The sequence below is a fragment of the Synechococcus sp. KORDI-52 genome (assembly GCF_000737595.1).
In the GTDB taxonomy this organism is placed as follows: domain Bacteria; phylum Cyanobacteriota; class Cyanobacteriia; order PCC-6307; family Cyanobiaceae; genus Parasynechococcus.
The window spans coordinates 256,931-275,820 of the sequence record NZ_CP006271.1; the positions used below are offsets into that span (position 1 = coordinate 256,931).

The window sequence follows — 18,890 nt, forward strand, 5'->3', positions numbered from 1 at the left end:
CTGCCGCCTTTCGCCAAGCTCCGTACAGTTCGGTGAACCTGCAGACCAAGCCGCTCCTTGGCGCTGAAGCCTCCGACAAGCAGACGCCAGGCCCGGATGGTGCGCGATCAGCGGCGGCGCGATCTGATGACCCGATCCCAGCGGGCCGTGCGATGGCTGCAACCCGGTCTGGTGGTCAAACGCTGGCTGCTCACCTCCGGCTTGGGTCTGCTGATGGCGCTGCTGGGGGCCGCCGTCTGGGCGGATCTGAAACCGATTTACTGGATTCTGGAAACCCTCAGCTGGCTGCTGAGCATCCTCACCACCGTGCTGCCCCGCGAGATCACCGGGCCGCTGGTGGTGCTGATCGGCATCGGCCTGCTGGTGTGGGGGCAGAGCCGCAGCTTCGGCTCGATCCAGCAGGCTCTCGCACCGGACAAGGACACCGTTCTGGTGGATGCTCTGTGGGCCAAGAGCCGCTTGAACCGGGGGCCGAACATCGTGGCCATCGGCGGCGGCACGGGTCTGTCGACCCTGCTGAGTGGTCTGAAGCGCTACAGCAGTCACATCACCGCCATCGTCACCGTGGCGGATGACGGCGGCAGCAGCGGTGTGCTTCGGCGGGAACTGGGGGTGCTGCCCCCGGGCGACATCCGCAACTGCCTGGCCGCCCTCTCCACCGAAGAGCCCCTGCTCACCCGCCTGTTCCAGTACCGCTTCTCGGCCGGCAGCGGCCTCGAGGGCCACAGCTTCGGCAATCTGTTTCTCTCCGCCCTGTCTGCGATCACGGGCAATCTCGAAACCGCCATCACCGCCTCCAGCCGCGTGCTGGCGGTGCAGGGGCAGGTGGTGCCGGCCACCAATGTGGATGTGCGGCTCTGGGCCGAGCTTGAAAACGGCGAACGCATCGAAGGCGAAAGCAACATCGGCCAGGCCCCGAGCCCCATCGTGCGTCTGGGCTGCATTCCCGAACGCCCTCCGGCCCTGCCCAGGGCGGTCGAGGCGATTGCCAACGCCGACCTGATCGTGCTCGGCCCGGGGAGTCTTTACACGTCGCTCTTGCCGAATCTGCTGGTGCCCGAACTGGTGAGCGCGATCAAACGCAGCCGGGCCCCACGGCTCTACATCTGCAACCTGATGACACAGCCTGGCGAGACCGACGGTCTGGATGTGCGTGGTCATATCAGAGCGATCGAAGCACAACTCGCCAGCCTGGGCATTGAACCCCGGCTGTTCAATGCGGTGCTGGCCCAGGACGACCTCCCCTCTTCAGACCTGGTGCGCCTTTACCAGAGCCGCGGTGCTGATCCGGTGCGTTGTGACGCCGAAGGGCTGCGCTCGGATGGCTATGACGTCACCCAGGCTCCGCTGCAAGGGGTGAGGCCAACAGCCACCTTGCGCCACGATTCCCGCAGTCTGGCGCTCGCTGTGATGCGGTTCTACCGATCGCACCGACGGGAGCGCGATCAATAGGCGTCTTGCATTTCGTAGAAATCGGGCTGGACGTAGTCCTTGCGCAGCGGCCAACCTTTCCAGTCTTCAGGCATCAGCAGACGCTTGGGATGGGGGTGCCCCTCGAACTGGATGCCGTACATGTCGAAGGTTTCACGCTCCTGCCAATCCGCACCACGGAACAGGCCGTAGATCGACGGCAGCGAAGGAGTGCCTTCACGGCTGAGGAACACCTTGATCCTCACTTCACGGAGCTTGGCTGAAGGATCGGCTGCCATGGCCTCCACCTGTTCCGCCATCGCCAACAGGTGATAAAAGCAAACCAGTTGCTCTCCCGGCCCTTCGTCGTAGCCCCCTTGGCACTGCAGGTAATCGAAACCATTGCTCTTGAGCGCCGCAGCGATGATCGGAAGCACGGGAGCCTCCACACCGATCTGCTCAACGCCAAGGTGGTCGGGTTCAAGGCTGGTGTGCTCGAACCCCTGCTTGTTCAACCACTGGCTGACGGGGCCGGGCTCGGGAGCAACAACGGCACCAGCTTCATCCGAGCCGACAGATTTTTTGGAAGGGGTTTCATTCATAACTCGACGGATTCAGCAGCTGGGGTGAGGACGGCGGCATCGGTGGCCAGGGTCTGACCCGCCGGCGCAGCGGCCAGGGCAGCTTTCTGGGTTTCAGCCCTGAGGTAGGAGCCGGTCACGACAGGTTCCACCCGCTTCATCTGATGGGACACCGTCAGGTAGCGGTGGGTCTGCTGATGCTTGCGCCGCTCCGCCAGCGACTCATCACCCACTTTCTTGCGCAGCTTGATCACGGCGTCGAAGATCGCTTCGGGCCGGGGCGGGCAGCCCGGCAGATACAGATCAACAGGGATCAGCTTGTCCACGCCGCGAACAGCTGTGGTGGAGTCAGCGCTGAACATGCCACCGGTGATGGTGCAAGCCCCCATGGCGATCACATACTTCGGCTCGGGCATCTGTTCGTAGAGGCGCACCAAAGCCGGGGCCATTTTCATGGTCACCGTGCCAGCCACGATCAGAAGATCGGCCTGGCGCGGTGAACTGCGGGGCACCAGACCGAAGCGGTCGAAATCGAAGCGAGAGCCAAGCAAGGCCGCAAATTCAATGAAGCAACAGGCCGTGCCATACAGCAGGGGCCAGAGGCTGCTCAAACGGGCCCAGTTGTGCAGGTCATCCAGGCTCGTGAGGATGACGTTTTCACTGAGGTCGTTGGTGACCGCCGGGGCACCGATGGGGCCGCAGCTGGCTTCGCGCAGGTCGCGAACCGCTGCAATGGAGGGGGAGGTGTTCTCGGACATAACTAGCTCCACTCAAGGGCGCCCTTGCGCCAGGCGTAGGCCAAGGCCACCAGAAGGATGGCAATGAAAATCAGGGCCTCGATGAAGGCCAACAGACCAAGGCGGTTGAAGGCCACGGCCCAGGGGTAAAGGAACACGGTCTCGACATCGAAGATGACGAAGACCAGAGCAAACATGTAGTAGCGGATATTGAACTGAATCCAAGCCCCACCAATGGGTTCCATGCCGGACTCATAGGTGAGCTGACGCTCACCGGCGCGGCTTTTCGGTGCCACCAGCTTGTTGGTGATCAGCGCCAGGGCCGGCACTGCGGCGGCAATCAGCAGAAACCCCAGGAAGGCGTCGTAGCCGGGCAGGGCAAACATGGAGGTCCCCGTAGACCGGTGCAGTCTGGCATTCACCGCCGGGAGTTGTCGTCGATAGAGTCACTCCGCCCAGCAACACAGCGGTGAGCGACGAACAACAGTCCGTCCAGCCGGTCGAGACCACCGAAGCGGTGGAGCCAGCGGTTGACACCGCTCCCGAGAGCGACCCACGGACGCACCGCTTCGAATGCCGCAGCTGCGGCTACGTCTACGACCCGGATGAAGGCGTCAAGAAGGTAGGCATCGAACCCGGCACCGCCTTCGAGGACCTCGACGCACTGGCCTTCCGCTGCCCCGTGTGCCGCAGCAAGGTGGCCGCATTCCGCGACATTGGCCCCCGCAGCAAAGCCAGTGGTTTCGACGAGAACCTGAATTACGGCTTGGGGGTGAACCGGATGACCCCGGGCCAGAAAAACGTTCTGATTTTCGGCAGCCTTGCTCTGGGCTTTGCCTTCTTCCTCTCCCTCTACTCCCTGCGCTGAGGCCACCCCATGAAACGTCTGCTCAACTCTGCGACCCAGCTGCTGCTGGTGCTGGTGCTGGGGATCAGCCTCAGTGGTTGCGTCACCACCAAGGTGCCCACGGCAAGCACCAGCCCCTGGCAGGCCCTGGATCTCGACACCCAGGCCAATCCACTGGATGTGGCCTTCACCAGCAGCCGCCACGGCTTCCTGGTGGGCAGCAACCGGATGATCCGGGAAACCAACGATGGCGGCGCCCACTGGAGCGAACGCAGCCTCGACCTGCCCGACGAAGAAAATTTCCGCTTGATCAGCATCGACTTCAATGGTGATGAAGGCTGGATCGCCGGCCAGCCAGGGTTGCTGATGCACAGCGACGACGGCGGCCAGAACTGGATCCGGCTGTTCCTCGACACCAAACTGCCCGGCGAGCCGTACCTGATCACTGCGCTGGGGCGCCATTCCGCTGAACTCGCCACCAACGTGGGGGCGGTCTATGAGACCCACAACGATGGGGGCAGCTGGGAAGCCAAGGTGACGGATGCCGCAGGTGCCGTGCGGGATCTGCGCCGGAGTGATGACGGCAGCTACGTGAGCGTCAGCAGCCTCGGCAACTTCTACGCCACCTGGGAACCCGGGGATGCCGTGTGGCAGGTGCACCAGCGCGTGAGCAGCCAGCGGCTGCAGAGCATCGGCTATCAGCCCGACGGCAACCTCTGGATGGTGGCCCGTGGCGCCCAGATCCGTCTCAATGACAAGCCCGGCGATCTGGAGAGCTGGGGCAAGGCGATCATCCCGATCACCAACGGCTACGGCTACATGGATCTGGCCTGGGATGGCGATGGGGCGATCTGGGCCGCAGGGGGCAACGGCACCCTGCTGGTGAGCCAGGACGGGGGCGACAGCTGGCAGAACGATCCCGTCGGGGACCGTCAGCCCAGCAACTTCACCCGCTTGATCTTCAGCGGTGAACACGCGTTTGTGCTCGGAGAGCGCGGCAATCTGCTGCGCTGGGTCGGCAACGCTGTGTAACTGAGGCCGGCTCCGAGCCTCGGGCCGCCGGTGCCACCTCCTAAGATCATCGTCCTGACACGCCCAACGCCATGGCCGCCGGCTCAACAGGAGAACGTCCGTTCTTCGAAATCATCACGAGCATCCGCTACTGGGTGATTCACGCCGTGACTCTCCCGTCCATCTTCCTGGCAGGATTCCTGTTCGTGTCCACCGGCCTGGCCTACGACGCCTTCGGAACCCCTCGCCCCGATGCTTACTTTCAGGCTTCTGAAAGCAAAGCTCCGGTGGTGAGCCAGCGCTACGAAGGCAAGTCTGAACTCGACATTCGTCTGAAATAAGCCATGACTCAGGCACCTCCCGTCTCCACAACACCACGCAACTATCCGATCTTCACGGTGCGTTGGCTGGCCCTTCACACCCTCGGCGTGCCGACGGTGTTCTTTCTCGGCGCCCTCGCCGCGATGCAGTTCGTCCGCCGCTGATTCCGATCCATGGAACGCAATCCCAATCCCAACAACCTGCCGGTTGAACTCAACCGAACCAGCCTTTATCTGGGCCTGCTGTTTGTCTTCGTGACCGGCGTGCTCATGTCCAGCTACTTCTTTAACTGAGGATTATTCGATGAGCGGAAAAAAATCCCCATATCCCGACGGTCGCATACCCGATCGCAATCCTGATGGCACTCCAGCTGTACCCTGGAGAAGCCGCTGGACTGAAGGCGTTCTGCCTCTTTGGCTGGTGGCCACGGCAGGTGGAATGGCAGTTCTCTTTGTTGTGGGCCTCTTTTTCTACGGCTCCTACACCGGAGTTGGTTCTGCTTGATCAAATGACTTCGTCTTGAGAAAACTGGGCAACAGCCCAGTTTTTTTTATGAAGCAAATCAAAACATCCCATACTCGCAGTAGCTTTAAGAGGATAATTTAATACATATCAAGCTATTGCCGAAATCAAAGCAAAAGCTTTTTTAGAAATGTTGCTAGAAGCGCTGAGCATTTCGGACTGACGACGACTAACCAAAAAATAACGCTCCAGTTCTTCTTGAACCTGATGTAACTGAAGCAATATCAATTCTGCATCTTCAGAAGCAACATTTGCCTCAGCCTCCTTCTCTCTAAGAGAAGCCAAAGCCTGCTCCAACTGCTGTCTCAACACTGTTAGCTGATGCTGGGTATCTTCTTTCTCCTTCTCCTGAAGGGAAATCGTACGCGATAGCTCGTTCCTCAAATGGGAACACTCCGCAGATGTGTCCCTGATAACGCAGGAAAGCCGTGAGATCTCCAATCTCGCAAGCTCTAAATCGCCTTGGGCTTCCTGCAGGGCAACAATAGAAGCTTTATCCAAAAAATCATTAATGGGCTCAGGGAGCTTCTCCAAACCTCAATCCAGTAAAATTTAGAATTGATGCTATCACATGCGATGCGAAGAAAAAACCTTAAACCCGAACTAAACAGAGTGCTCGAGAAAATGAAAAATGAAGATAATTCACATGCGATCAATGAAGAGCTACTCAACGCTGAATGCAGAATCATATGGAGGGACGAACCGTTCGCACATATTAACAATTTCACAGATTCGCTGAAAACATTAAGCACATATTCTGCCTGGATATCTTACGGAGGCTTAAGAACTGGCTCGACGTTTGTCACCATGGCGATGAGAATATTATTAAGCTCAATGGTTGATATATTCCTAACAGGGTGGGAAGGTGACTACAAAGAACCACAAAAATTCTTCGAACTTGCCCAGGAAACTCCAGGAATAGAAGCCGGCATTCTAAAAATTCATAGATACGAGAAATTTTGCAACAAATTACTGAAACAAGATAGAGCAAAGGCAGTTGTTAGCACAAGAGACTACCAATCAATCGCGGGTAGCTATACCAGGATGAAAGCAAATCGTCATTCACCATTTTTCCAAAAACAGAAGGTATCCGACCAACAATTGCTTGATTTTATTGGCAAACAGATCGAAGATCACAAGAAAAAAAGAGAAATACCCAATACGCTTTTTATCAGGGAAAGTGAAATAAGGCAAAACCCTGGCGGGGCTGTGTCAAGAATTGCCGGCCATATGGGGCTTCATCTAACCGCCACATCGACTCGCTACATCGGAGAAAAACTGAATATTGAATCTCAAAAAAAGACCCAGCAAAAAACAATCATCAATTCAACAGGTCATGGTGAAAGCAACTTTATGCATCACGAGCACATCAATACAACAGAAGAAGGATACGAAAACAAATTTAGCGAACTTATTTTCGCACACTTTGGCAAAGAACTGGGCGAAGACGGTTACTTGAAATAGCTAGACAGTAAGATCCAAAAACAAAGCACCGAGGTCAAGATAATTTTACATACTTGATATCGGAAGCAGAAGGCAGATGGGCTATGTATTTATTTACAAAAATGTCTCAACTTCGGTCCCATGCTGGTCACATAGGCAAAACACAAAAAGCCAAACAAAACCTATCTCGGCGAAATGATACTTGCTCTCCTGGAAAGCAAAGTTCAGTCTGATAATGTCCAAAGACTCCGAGGCTAGGGCTAGGTCCTTCATGGGCAGATCGGAGGTGATCCATTGATCCTCGCAATCAAATTAGAATAATCAACCTGAATTCCATTTCAGCCCAGAGGCAACTAATGCACGGCTATCCCAAAGGTTTTTTAACCTTTGTAGATAGCGAATTCCAACCTGCGAGAACGAGAAACGGCTTCGATGTGGAGATAGCCAAGTAAGCTCACAGCCATAATTAGATGAAGCCTGATTGCTACGAAAATCAAGCCTGCGAAGAGCGACCTTTCGGCATAACTCAGCAGCATGATTAAGATCTGGCTCTGCCCAGATGTGGCCATCTGCGTATGGATAACTACCACGAGGGATTGGGTTTTTTCGCCATCGAACTGGATGGGCGAGTGGACCTGTACAGAAATCAGTATTACCACCAAAATCAGTAGCGATGACATCAAGCCCAAGCTGAAATGCTTCAGCCATCCCGCGCCCGAAACCTTCTGAACGATGAAGGGACAGGAACGCATCACAGCTCCCATAAAGCGCAAGGAGCTGGTCACGAGGAAGGTTCTCAGCAATCAAGGTAATTCGATGGTCTTCTGCAGCTCGGGTCTGTAACCACTGCCATTCGGCACTTATACGCTGGGGTGGAAATGTTTTGATCAGCAAGGAAACCTGATCAGATAGAGGGTGGCTTGTGAACTCACGACCAAACGTGGCTGGCAGATGCGGCAGAGGAAAAGCCCGTTGAAAAGCCTCAAGTGCACCCATCGGATTTTTGCGAATAGTTGAGGAGTTAAAATCAAAGCCATAACCGAACAAGACCGCCTCTGAAGGAATGCCAAGGCTCTCACGTGTTGAGGCTCGAGCTGCTGCATTGCAGAAGCGATCAGGCTCAGAAATCTCCGCGGCCATCGGCATCACCTGCAAGGGCATCCCAGCTTGTGCTGCTGGACCCGCCAACGCTGCCGCAGTGAACTGACTCGAAGGCCACAACTCATCGGCAACATCAAGCAATGCCATCCAGGCATCAGGCCACTGTTGGGTTTCCCAAGGCCAACTGGCGATGGTATAGCGCTCACGCAGGGGGTCACAGCCGGCTTGGCGCAACCAGCGGGCCTGAATCGGTGCAGCCATACATACCAAGTTGAAGGCATAGGGGCCACCTGTAGGATCACTGCAGATAAACGGCTCGAGTGTGCGATCACTGCAAGCCGCACCGTTAGCAGCAGGGTGGTGGATTACAGAGCACGGCACACCAGCTGTTTGCAATGCCCTGGCAGCCATGCGGATGTCTTCTCCGATGCCGAATATCTCAAAGGCATGGCCAATCAGGTTCACCCCGAATGGACGTTCCGCAAACGGCACCACACTCCTCGGGAGTGCCGGTTGCAAATTTTCAGAGTGCCATGAACAAGGTTCGCTACGCGGTGGTTGAGGTAGATCCCCTGAAAGCCAAGTGTGTTGAATATGAACCAGTGCAGCCGGAGTTAGCGAGGGGCGTGCTAATTCAAACAATTGCTGAAGGTGAGTGACCAAGTCAACACCTTCAGGCATCTGTGCAATTCCAAGCTGCAACTCCAAAGCATAGTTATGCAGCCGTTTGGCATCTGCAGCACCAAAGTGGCGCGCCAGCAACTGCGTTGCTTCCAGAGCAACCTGAGCGCGTTGTTTGGACGTGATCGTTGCACTGTGCAACCGCGTTCGGCCCTGGAGGTGGGGTATATAGCCGATGCGATGAGGAAATGCTTCGAATGCTCTAAGCCAGTAATCGAAATCAAAGGCCGTACGCCACTGAAGATCAAACTTGCTTAGCAATAAGCCCATAGTTCGTCTAAAAACCACAGATGGTTGACAGATAAAGCAATGAGAGCGAAAGCCATTGATCCCCACTGAAGATGGAAGGGTTGGGTAGCGCTGAACTAGTCCTGTATCTTCATTGAATTCCTCTCCTTCACCGTAGACAAGTAGCCAATTGGGATTGAAATTAAGAGCTGCTACTGCACGTGCCAAAGCTCCAGGCGCATAGAGATCGTCTGCGTTCAGCCAGCCTATAAACGTGCCACGCGCCGAGCAATAAGCCTTATTTAGAGCATCAGCTGGGCCCTTATCACAACGACTGATTATGCGCACTCTGGAATCTACGCCTGCAAGCCCCTCTAGTTTTTGTAAAGAACCATCGGTAGAACCACCATCAGCCACAAGAAGTTCAAGACATTCCGGCTGTGCAAGAACAGATTCGACTGCTGCCTCCAAGAAAGGCATAGCATTGCGACATGGCATCAGAACGGAGACAGATTTATTAGACATCAAAAATGATTACCTTTTGAGCTAAATCTGCAGCCAGACGGACCACAGACTACGATATCAGTTGAGCAAACAAGAGATAGAAACAAGTAATCAATAACTAGAGGGGTCACAACCGCCGCAAAGATGTAAGATCGCTGGAAGCAAAGCATAACCAATTGCCAGCCGAGCTGCGAAAACATATGCAAACCATATTAGCAGAAAAATCTTATATAAATTAATCAAAAACCAAGTATTCATGAATCAGGGAAAATAATCGCGCCTTACTCCCGTTACATCGCAAAAACGACGATGGGCATCGCGATCCAACAACCTTGAAATTCCTTTTTTAATTAGTAATTCCAAAGGATCGCTGGGGTCGTATGTTTGCGCCAAATAGACTCGTGATCTCTCGACAAAGCTTTGTAAACGCAGAACTTCTAGACGTGAAAACTCAATGCCACAGAAATCAACAAGCTTTAAGGCATTACCAACCGAATCAAAAGTATGCTCATAAGAGGAAAAGCAAAAGCGCGAAAAAACATCAGGTCGTTTATCATGCAAATGTATTATCTGCCTAATGCTTGAATTGTATAAAAGAATGGTATGCTCAATTCCCTTTTCAGGACTCCAACGATCCTACCGGTCAATACATCTTTTGTGAGAAGATCTACATATATCGACAAGGGATCTCTCCATATAAATACATTTAAAATATTCAAACCCTATATCATCAAAAGAAGACTCTGCACAAAATTCAAAGTAAGGCCTTTTATCTCCAATAACTTTAGATGATGAATGCTTTGGAAGCAGTTCAATAAATTGATGTTTACGATGATCCTTAGAAGCCATTTCCAGCAATTTAATTTCTGAAAAATCGAATCGCGAATAGCCCTCAAGCCTAAAAATGAGTACAATTCAGTATATATTTCAACGGAAGAGGAAATATTCAACAATTTACCCAAGGCTGTTGTACCACTGCGACCAAGACCAGCTATGAATACATGCTTCTTAGGCACGACGTAGTTATTAACACAAGCCGATCGCTTTGATTGAAGAATTTCAAAAAAATGCGGTGTAGAAGAATATGTAATTAAATCTTCCGGGCATAATCGAATATTATCACTCTCGCTTCGATCCATGGTCTTCTCTTCAATACCTAAATAGCAATTTACATACCTGAGATATTTAATTAATTTAATTTCACAAGGAAACCATTCTAAACCAGCCTGCAAGGTTGCTCGAGATTCTTCAAATCTCTTGAGAAGGAGCAAGGTCTTTGCATTAATCAAGTATACATTGAAATTTTGAGGATAGGAATCAGTAAGAAGTTTTGAAAACGCAAGAGACTGTTGATGATCACCCAAAGAACGATATAGATTGGTAGCAAGAACAAGAAGATTAAATTGTGAAGGGAATTGCTTGAGTCCACATATAATTTTTTTTCTGCAGTAATTAAATCTCTCGCCTTGATAGATCGTCTTGCAGAGAGAAAGACTTCTTCCAAGCTGGTCATGTAAAATCTTCTAGATAAGATAAATTCTACTACACCGAGTCAACAATATCAGTTTGATACTCAAGTAGCCTCACTCAACAAGAAAGAACATGGGCTACGAGCTTATTAATCCCTAGCTAAAGCGTAAAAAGTTTATAGAGAACTTTTATCCAAGATCAAAAACAAGAGTCAGACTAATGCAAAAAGATAGATATGCAAGCAGATAGAGATACTATTGTTATAGGCACAGAATGTGGAAAATATCAATCTCAGGACTACTTGTTATTAACGCAAGGATCTAAGATATAAATCAAAATCAATGCTATGCTTTTCCCTCAAGTAACTAAGGTCGTCTGCCTCGATATTTTCTATACTAAACAAATTTACACTGGGATCGAGATCAGTGGTTTTATTTCTAATTTTCATTTATGACAAACTAATCTTAAGTTCTTCAGCAAAAAAATTACTGAAACCTTTGATAGAATTTTCAATCGGAAAGAGCTTCATTATTTCAACTATATCATCGATAGATGATTTATCAGAAGGCTTGAGGAAATCATATTGAATGTTAGCTGGTTGAAGCTTTATGTAATCCATCGGAGACATTCCTCTAATTTCATCGTGCAACCGGTGTTTAACATTACAAGAAACATAGTTGTATTCGCTCACCAATCTTTCGACGGGGTTTCTGACAGAGGTCAATATCTGGACATTTCCATCATCAAATTCTCTCTTGGCATAGCTGTTCTTTAAAAAATCGGACAAACGCAAATGCCCCACAACCGCAGATATACCTTTAAATTCATGACTACTTAAATCCGGGAATTTATCGCTACTTACATCAGAGCCGAAAGCTCTCCACACTTTAATGCACCTCCCACGCCCAAAAGCCTCATAAAAGCCCTGCTTCAAGGTTTGGCCGCCAGCTTTTGGGATATGGGGGAAAAAAACTAACACTTAGCAGTAGCTACAAAACCTAAATTAGACTTTACCATACAATTAAGCGCGGGCACATAAAACGATTGATGTTCAGAAGTTTATTCTACCCAAAACCAGCAAAAGCATGGGAAAATGAATATTCAAGCGACGTACACTAAAAATCAAAAACATTTCTATTCATTGAAGCCAAAAAAAGGCGGAGGCGTAAGGCGTAGTTCCTCCATCTCAAGAAAAGCCAAGACACAAACCAGCCTCAAAAGCAGTTTAAAATTAATCGAAGCTTGTCATCATGATTGAATCATCGAAGAATATCTTGCAACATCATCCAACAAAAAACTCCTTAAATACCTAAAAAAACAATCTCTAGCGACCGACAACATCATACGAAATTAAGAATGACATGCTATACAAGGAAAATCTCTCGTTGCGGTATCAAAAGCGGAAAAGCTTAAATCGCGACAAAAGACTATAAAAAGATTCAGAATAAGTAATAAGTGCAGCAGCATGCAGGTATATTCACACAGCACAAGAAAATCATTGATAGCCTGAACAAAAAATACTATCACAGCTGAAATGCCAACAATGCAATACCTAAGCGGGGTTGTAGCCACAAACCCAAGTGGCATCAACTAATGTGGTAAGATATATTAAGTGGTGACGGAATTCATGAGCGCTTTAAATAGCAAACTTCATGTAATTTCTCAAACACTGAATCAAGAATTAATAGAGCAAATATTAAGACCATTAAATGCTACCATTTGCGATAAAACTTCTGCCTTTAATATCTATAAAGGAAAAAACAATATTGATGCATACCTTGAAAACATCAAGCAAACATATTTGAAGTCGAGCGAAGATCTGAGCAAAACAGTTGAATGTGATGTGCTGGCCTATTTAGGCATGGCCAGTAGAGACGATTATTTGAACCAATTCAATAATGTGTGCCAAGAATTAGAAAATAGATCAATCAGAGTGTCACGACACTACACAAAAACAACCTCCATACAACTGCAAGAAAATAATTTAATACTTTCAAAATCATTGCTTTTATTTGCAAAGCATATCTGCAAAACATTTAGAATCTACAGGCATGTATCAGATCAAGGAGAGTATGTTGAAAGACTTTGTGAGCTAGAGATAAGCAGAATTATAAAGCCAAGCTTTGTGAATATGTTCATGCGCACGAAACTCCTGCTTGTGTATGCAAGTATGCAGCCAGAAGATTGCTTGATGGTAAACATATTTAAAAAGCTTGGAGTCAAAACAGCGACATTACAGCATGGATTGTACGTTAACTACCTTAATACAGACACAATTAACAAGATAAATTATCAAATACAGCCAGCAGAGCATTTCTTGTCATGGGGGGATGAAACTAGTCAGCTAATTTACAGTTATCATCCAAAAACTATCATTCATAATTGTGGGCGTCCAATATTATACGCAGAAAAAAACATTGCAAGTGATAAAAGCAAAAAAAAAGTAATTTTGATTTGCCTCGATCAAAAGCTTTATGAAGCTGAAAACTTAAAAATGATAGAAACTGTTGTTGAAGCAAAGAATGTATTACAGGATCAAAATTATGAGATTAAATTGCGACTTCACCCACAGTTACGCCCAAACTTTTACAAACAAAATTTTCCAGACCTAGATCAATGCGGAGAATTATCTGACACGACATTGCTTATTGGACACACTACAACCATGTTGCACGAAGCAGCATACAAAGGACTACGAACTTACAAATTCAAAACAGTAGCAGAATGCGTTTCTTTCCCGGCAAAGTATTGCTTTAGTAGCCCACAAGAGCTCATAGAAATACTACAAAGTCCAATTCCCTATAATAATAGTTTTACGCGACAATTTTTTCATTCAGTTGGCACAGAAGCTATAAATAAAAGCGCTAATGCGATTCAAGCCATAATTGATGAATACGAAATTGAGCCAAACACTATTACCTATAAACTAGAAAGAACAAGCGATACCACGCTCACGATTTCCAATGAAGGAAGAATCCTACCAGCTCAAACATTTGTAATTGCCACAACAGTTTTTAATGAGACAAATTATATCGAAGAGACAATTAATTCGATTCTACACCAAGAAGGAGATTATGAACTTTATTACATAGTCAAGGATGCCTCAAACAACATAAAATCATCAATAGAAATTGGCCAAATACTTGGTCGCAAGATACCCATGCTTGCAGTAAATAATAAAAAAATTAATATTATATATGCACACAAATCAGACTCTGGGATGTACGAAGGCCTTCTTGATGCCTTCAGTTTAATCAGATACAATCCTAAGCCTGATGATATTGTCAGCTACATAAATGCAGATGATATACTAGAAAGTGACGCTTTTGAAAAAGTACAATTTGCATTTAAAAATAAGAATTGCAAACTGCTATTGGCTCGTACGACAACAATCAATTCTAAAGATGGTGGCAATAGGCGAGTACAAAAATCACCCTATCACTACAGTTCAAAGAAAATGATTGAGGGGACACCATATCTTGGAATTGATGAAAATGCATTTATTCAGCAAGAGGGATCTTTTTGGTCGGGTTCAATCCACACCAAGGTACTAGAAGTACTAAATCTGAAGCCAAAAGTAGCTGGTGACTATTTAATCTGGAAATACTTATCTAGGTTTACTGAGTTTTATATAAGTTCAATAACAACTGGTCTATTTAGAATGAGAATTGGTCAGAAGTCCGAAGATATTGACAGTTACTTTAGAGAGATCAAAGAACTTGCGAAGCACCCGTTATTCACCTCATCTATTAACAATAATGATGCAGATGATATTGGATATCTCTTCATGGCCGCATCACAAGAGATTTGCAAATTTCCCTTATTCGCAGCATTTCGATCAACAAATAATAGATTAAGTCATTCATTGGTGATTTCAGATGATACTGTGAATTCAAGTGCTAAATATTTTAAACCAAATGAATTGAGAATATTTGCAGAGATTGAGAATGCTTGCACGGATTCGCAGCTAAGTGAATCAAATTTAATAGGCAATTGGCATCAGATTGATACAATTTACCACAAGGCGCATAATTGCACCTACAACATAACTGAAATAATTCAACAAGACAATTCGTACGAACTATGTGTTGACTTTTTGGTTGCTAATAAAGAAATAAATCACAAGAAAATCGGAATTGGAATTACTGTATCATTAGAATGTAATAATGAACGGCAATCATTCGATTTCTCTTATTCACTAGTACCGCATGTAAATCTCTATAAGCTTAGGAGTATCATCAAAGTCAATGGTAATTTCATAAACCATTCCAAGTGTAAATTAAGTATTAAATTAAATGGTGAGTCATCGAAAAACACCGAAGTCTTTATTCCAAGAAACTTACTTTATCTCATCCCTAGAGCTAATCTTAGCAAGAATACAGTGGTCAAGAGCTCAGTATCAGTGATAACAATTACATATAACGATTTAAAAAATTTAAAAAAAACTGTTGAGAGTTTTAAAAAGTTCTCAGCACTAAACACGCAATTTAAGCTTGAATATATTGTCATTGATGGCAATTCCACTGATGGAACAAAAAGCTATCTCCAATCACAGTCACAATATATAGATAAGTTTATTTCGGAAAAGGATTCAGGAATATATGATGCAATGAACAAAGGAATCAAGATGGCAGGAAAAGAATATGTGTGGTTCATGAATGCTGGCGATGAATTTATTCCTAAAAAGCTGTTTAAACTTGACTTATTATTGAAGGAACATGCCTATGATGTAATCTATGGTGACAGGATTTATATAGATACTGATGACAACAAAGAATATACTCAAAAAGCCAAAAAAATATCAGAAATTCAATACGGGATGTGTTTTGGCCATCAATCAACAATTTACAATAGACAAATATTAGAAAAGTATTTATTTAATCTCACATATAAATATGCCGGCGACTATGAGCAACTTATTAGATTGTACTTAAACAATAAATCATTTAAATATATCAGTTTCCCTCTATGCAGGTTTTATTCTGGAGGGGCTTCAGAATCAGGAATAGGGCCTCATTTAGAGGCAACATATATTCAATCAAAGTACTTTAAGGCAGATACACTGAAGAAAAGTAGATATATTAACGGATCTATAATTCATCTTAAAAATATAATGGAAGAAGTAAAGCATGGAAACTAGTAATAGATGTTTATTGCCGAAAATTCACTAATTTAATTTTCAGAAATTCAAAAAAAGCAATCATTTACAATAAGATTGCAATCAGGATTCGAACTAGAGCATTTTGTTGGGTTTAATGGGAAAACCTAAGGCATTATAGATTGAAAACTAGATGCAATGACTTTTTTATTATCAATATACTGGATAATGGAAGTTCCAATAGAAGGGACAAGGACAAATCTATTACCTTGAGATGTTCTTTTTTTATCATTAATTAAATTATTTACGAGAACTTCTACGCTTGGAAAAAGACAATCAGGTTGATCAGAAATTAGAACAGGTAAATTATATTGCTTCAGAATCTTCTTGGTAAAATCAAGTAGATCAGAAGATAAGCTTGATTGATTAATTGAATTGATGGCACTTGCAGCACAAATCATGCCAAGTGCCACAGCTTCGCCATGACGATAATGATCTTGATATAAACCGTAAAATGTTTCTATTGACTGCCCAAATGTATGGCCATAATTTAACGTGAGGCGTATCCCTTTTTCATTCGGATCATCTCCTACATGGAAAAGCTTGATCTTTGTAGACCATATAACTAAATCGACTAAAGAAGCAATTTCTCTATTATTAGAAGCCAACAAAGTAGAGTTGTTCAGCAATTTTTTTGCTTGCGCGGCATCAGAAGTAACCGACATTTTAATCGCTTCGCAAATTCCTGCAAAATAATCTCGAGTATTTAAAGTCAACAAAAATCTTACGTCCATAAATACTGCCTTAGGGTTATAGTATGTTCCAATAGCATTAACTTGATCCTGAAAATTAATCCCAGTTTTACCACCGATTGCACTGTCAATCATAGAAGTTGTTGTTGTTGGAACCAAAACAAGTCCAGTTCCCCTCATATAGGTGCTAGCGACAAAAGCGGATAAATCACCTATAACGCCACCGCCTATAGCGACAATAACACCGTCTCTTGGAAGTTTAATATCTAACAACCACTTCATTGCAAGGCTGTAAGCTTCTAGTCCTTTAGATTGAAGCCCCCCTGGCAAGTATAAGCATTTATATTTGGCCAAGAAAATATTAAGCTCATTGTATAAAGAATTATCGTTTTCTTTGAAAAATTCGTCAACAATACAAACTACATTCTCTTGAGAATAACCGTCACAAAAATCAATAAGTTCGTTGATAGAGTTATCAGAAACGAGTACAGGATATTTACCAGAGCCAACTTTTGCATTAATAACTGTCATCAGTATTTACCATAATAAGGATCATTAGTCATAGCCAAACGAGCTCTGTCTAAGTCATCTTGAAGATCTACCGAAAAGGAATCACCGTTAAGAGGAAGCGCAAGAATAGACATATCGTTCTCTAATGCTCGCAATAACTCGACATTTTCAACAATTTCATTATGTGATTGGCTAAGATTTGAATATAATTCAAGGCTCCTTTTGCTGAACCCAATAATTGAAAGATGTTTGTATATATGCTGAGGATTTTTATTATAAATATGAGGTATATTTGCTCTTGAAAGCGTCATCACACGATTACTATTTGATATTTGAACTCTCACAATAGAGTCCGATGCAGTGTAAGGAACTTTCAGTACAGGTAGTACTATGTCGTATTGTGAGGGCAAGTTAATGAGGCAATCTACAACTGCATCAATATGCGAAGGATCAATTAGCGGTTCGTCGCCTTGAATGTCGATAAAGAAATCATCATTCAAACTATTTGCGGCTTGAGCAATTCTTTCAGTACCGTTAATACATCCAGATGAAGTCTTTATTACTTTAATGCCGAAGCCAGCGCACGTATCTGCAATCTTATCGCTATCAGTACAAACGAAAACGTCTGTTAGAGATTTAGAAAGAAGGGCTCTTTTGGCAGTATGAACAACCAACGGCATGCCAGCTATATCAGCAAGAGCTTTACCTGGAAGCCTTGTTGAAGACAATCTAGAAGGTATCAGACCAACACATTTTTTAGATGTGCTCATTTTGATGTCCAGCCTCCGTCACAGTATATCACAGAACCGGTCATATATGAATTTTTTTCTGAAATAAGGAACATAGCCATTTCTGCAATTTCTCGGCATTCTCCCCATCTCTTCAAAGGAGTTTGTTCAAGAGTCCATTCGTACAACTCTTTTTTATTTTCCTTAAACGCAGTCTCATATGAGCTTTTAGCAAAGCCTGGATTTAAACTATTAATCAAAATATTATCACTGGCTAATTCGACAGCCGCAGATTTAATAAAACCCTCAAGTGCCGATTTAGAGACTCCATATGTAGATAGGTCGACAAAACCACGTTGGCCGACGATTGATGAAATCACCAAAATAGAGAGTGGTTTTGAGTTGTTTTCTCGTGTAGAAGCAAGATGTTTTACGATATTAATTTGCGAAATCGTATTCGTCTCTAGAACCTGTCTGTATGTATCTATCAATGCATCTTTAATGCTAATCCTAGATCTCATGCCCGCATTGCATATTGCACAGTCAATTTGACCATTTACTTCTTGGAATTGGGTTATTAACGAATTCACTTCTAAATGTCGATTAATATCTAGCGCTTTGAAGAAAAATTGATCAGCATATCGATCTTGGAGATCCTGGACCTCCTTTGTTTTACTACGTGAAATACCTAATATTTTTCCATCTGGGTTGTTTTCAAAAAATTTTTCCGCACATGAAAGGCCAATTCCCCTGCCACACCCTGTAATTAAAGATATTCGAGCCATTTTCTCGCAAAACAATGATTATTTTAACATAGATCGCTCCCAAGGAAAAAGTAACAAATCAGCGCCATTCAATTTATCGACACAATGTGATTCCTCTAAGACAAAAATTGCCAGAACATGGCATCTACTTTAATTTGTATGATACTGATTAAGTGAATAAC

20 protein-coding genes are annotated in these 18,890 nt (G+C 45.7%); 9 read left to right on the plus strand and 11 right to left on the minus strand.

Annotated elements, in window-relative coordinates:
* Positions 1-96: 96 nt before the first annotated feature.
* Positions 97-1,452: a gluconeogenesis factor YvcK family protein gene (gene yvcK, locus KR52_RS01405; RefSeq protein WP_084221921.1), complete on the plus strand. Its 1,356-nt coding sequence runs from the start codon at positions 97-99 to the stop codon at positions 1,450-1,452.
* On the opposite strand, the gene KR52_RS01410 is transcribed toward yvcK, so the two are convergent.
* From KR52_RS01410 to KR52_RS01420, 3 genes are read right to left on the minus strand one after another with little or no spacing between them, the layout of a single operon-like run.
* A complete protein-coding gene (locus tag KR52_RS01410; protein WP_038551544.1) occupies positions 1,446-2,012 on the minus strand; it encodes an NAD(P)H-quinone oxidoreductase subunit J in 567 nt (188 codons plus the stop codon). The two genes, yvcK and KR52_RS01410, sit on opposite strands and share 7 nt — an antisense overlap.
* Positions 2,009-2,749 (minus strand): NADH dehydrogenase subunit K, encoded by a 741-nt coding sequence (locus KR52_RS01415; RefSeq protein ID WP_038551546.1) that lies wholly within the window; start codon positions 2,747-2,749, stop codon positions 2,009-2,011. The genes KR52_RS01410 and KR52_RS01415 overlap by 4 nt, the downstream gene beginning before the upstream one ends.
* A gap of 2 nt (positions 2,750-2,751) precedes the next feature.
* Positions 2,752-3,114, minus strand: coding sequence for an NAD(P)H-quinone oxidoreductase subunit 3 (locus KR52_RS01420; protein ID WP_038551549.1), 363 nt, complete (start codon positions 3,112-3,114; stop codon positions 2,752-2,754).
* Between the two features lie 83 nt (positions 3,115-3,197).
* On the opposite strand from KR52_RS01420, the gene KR52_RS01425 reads away from it, so the two are divergent.
* From KR52_RS01425 to KR52_RS13450, 6 genes are all read left to right on the plus strand, one after another.
* Positions 3,198-3,596: a rubredoxin gene (locus KR52_RS01425; protein WP_038551552.1), complete on the plus strand. Its 399-nt coding sequence runs from the start codon at positions 3,198-3,200 to the stop codon at positions 3,594-3,596.
* Between the two features lie 9 nt (positions 3,597-3,605).
* Entirely contained in the window at positions 3,606-4,607 is a 1,002-nt protein-coding gene (locus KR52_RS01430) for a photosynthesis system II assembly factor Ycf48 (RefSeq protein ID WP_038551555.1), read from the plus strand.
* A gap of 71 nt (positions 4,608-4,678) precedes the next feature.
* Positions 4,679-4,927, plus strand: a complete 249-nt coding sequence (gene psbE / locus KR52_RS01435; protein WP_006850675.1) for a cytochrome b559 subunit alpha — start codon at positions 4,679-4,681, stop codon at positions 4,925-4,927.
* 3 nt (positions 4,928-4,930) lie between these two features.
* Positions 4,931-5,071: a cytochrome b559 subunit beta gene (psbF, locus tag KR52_RS01440; RefSeq protein ID WP_038551564.1), complete on the plus strand. Its 141-nt coding sequence runs from the start codon at positions 4,931-4,933 to the stop codon at positions 5,069-5,071.
* Between the two features lie 9 nt (positions 5,072-5,080).
* Entirely contained in the window at positions 5,081-5,200 is a 120-nt protein-coding gene (locus KR52_RS01445; RefSeq protein ID WP_006852026.1) for a photosystem II reaction center protein L, read from the plus strand.
* A 10-nt stretch (positions 5,201-5,210) separates the two neighbouring features.
* Complete coding sequence (locus tag KR52_RS13450) at positions 5,211-5,411, plus strand: photosystem II reaction center protein J (RefSeq protein ID WP_011363231.1); 201 nt, start codon at positions 5,211-5,213, stop codon at positions 5,409-5,411.
* A gap of 108 nt (positions 5,412-5,519) precedes the next feature.
* Here the strand turns inward: KR52_RS13450 and KR52_RS01450 are convergent, their stop codons facing one another.
* Positions 5,520-5,963, minus strand: a complete 444-nt coding sequence (locus tag KR52_RS01450; protein ID WP_038551569.1) for a hypothetical protein — start codon at positions 5,961-5,963, stop codon at positions 5,520-5,522.
* Between the two features lie 27 nt (positions 5,964-5,990).
* Between KR52_RS01450 and KR52_RS01455 the strand changes: the two genes are divergently transcribed.
* Positions 5,991-6,893, plus strand: a complete 903-nt coding sequence (locus KR52_RS01455; RefSeq protein WP_156957551.1) for a hypothetical protein — start codon at positions 5,991-5,993, stop codon at positions 6,891-6,893.
* Positions 6,894-7,193: 300 nt separating this feature from the next.
* On the opposite strand, the gene KR52_RS13455 is transcribed toward KR52_RS01455, so the two are convergent.
* The 4 genes from KR52_RS13455 to KR52_RS01470 all read right to left on the minus strand — a co-directional run bounded on the left by KR52_RS13455 (position 7,194) and on the right by KR52_RS01470 (position 11,835).
* Complete coding sequence (locus KR52_RS13455; RefSeq protein WP_071840130.1) at positions 7,194-9,407, minus strand: glycosyltransferase; 2,214 nt, start codon at positions 9,405-9,407, stop codon at positions 7,194-7,196.
* 240 nt (positions 9,408-9,647) lie between these two features.
* Positions 9,648-9,947, minus strand: coding sequence for a hypothetical protein (locus KR52_RS14015; RefSeq protein WP_156957552.1), 300 nt, complete (start codon positions 9,945-9,947; stop codon positions 9,648-9,650).
* 161 nt (positions 9,948-10,108) lie between these two features.
* The gene (locus tag KR52_RS14020; protein ID WP_216725533.1) at positions 10,109-10,750 is read right to left on the minus strand and encodes a sulfotransferase; all 642 of its coding nucleotides are present in this window, start codon (positions 10,748-10,750) and stop codon (positions 10,109-10,111) included.
* A gap of 554 nt (positions 10,751-11,304) precedes the next feature.
* On the minus strand, positions 11,305-11,835 hold the full coding sequence (locus KR52_RS01470) for a sulfotransferase family 2 domain-containing protein (protein WP_071840132.1): 531 nt from the start codon (positions 11,833-11,835) through the stop codon (positions 11,305-11,307).
* A 648-nt stretch (positions 11,836-12,483) separates the two neighbouring features.
* Between KR52_RS01470 and KR52_RS13460 the strand changes: the two genes are divergently transcribed.
* Complete coding sequence (locus KR52_RS13460; RefSeq protein WP_156957554.1) at positions 12,484-15,996, plus strand: glycosyltransferase; 3,513 nt, start codon at positions 12,484-12,486, stop codon at positions 15,994-15,996.
* 125 nt (positions 15,997-16,121) lie between these two features.
* Here KR52_RS13460 and KR52_RS13465 read toward each other — a convergent pair whose 3' ends face one another.
* From KR52_RS13465 to KR52_RS13475, 3 genes are read right to left on the minus strand one after another with little or no spacing between them, the layout of a single operon-like run.
* Positions 16,122-17,237 (minus strand): 3-dehydroquinate synthase family protein, encoded by a 1,116-nt coding sequence (locus tag KR52_RS13465; RefSeq protein WP_071840136.1) that lies wholly within the window; start codon positions 17,235-17,237, stop codon positions 16,122-16,124.
* On the minus strand, positions 17,237-17,986 hold the full coding sequence (locus KR52_RS13470) for a 3-deoxy-manno-octulosonate cytidylyltransferase (RefSeq protein ID WP_071840138.1): 750 nt from the start codon (positions 17,984-17,986) through the stop codon (positions 17,237-17,239). Before KR52_RS13470 ends, KR52_RS13465 begins: the two co-directional genes overlap by 1 nt.
* The gene (locus KR52_RS13475) at positions 17,983-18,729 is read right to left on the minus strand and encodes an SDR family NAD(P)-dependent oxidoreductase (protein WP_071840140.1); all 747 of its coding nucleotides are present in this window, start codon (positions 18,727-18,729) and stop codon (positions 17,983-17,985) included. The genes KR52_RS13470 and KR52_RS13475 overlap by 4 nt, the downstream gene beginning before the upstream one ends.
* Between the last annotated feature and the right edge of the window lie 161 nt (positions 18,730-18,890).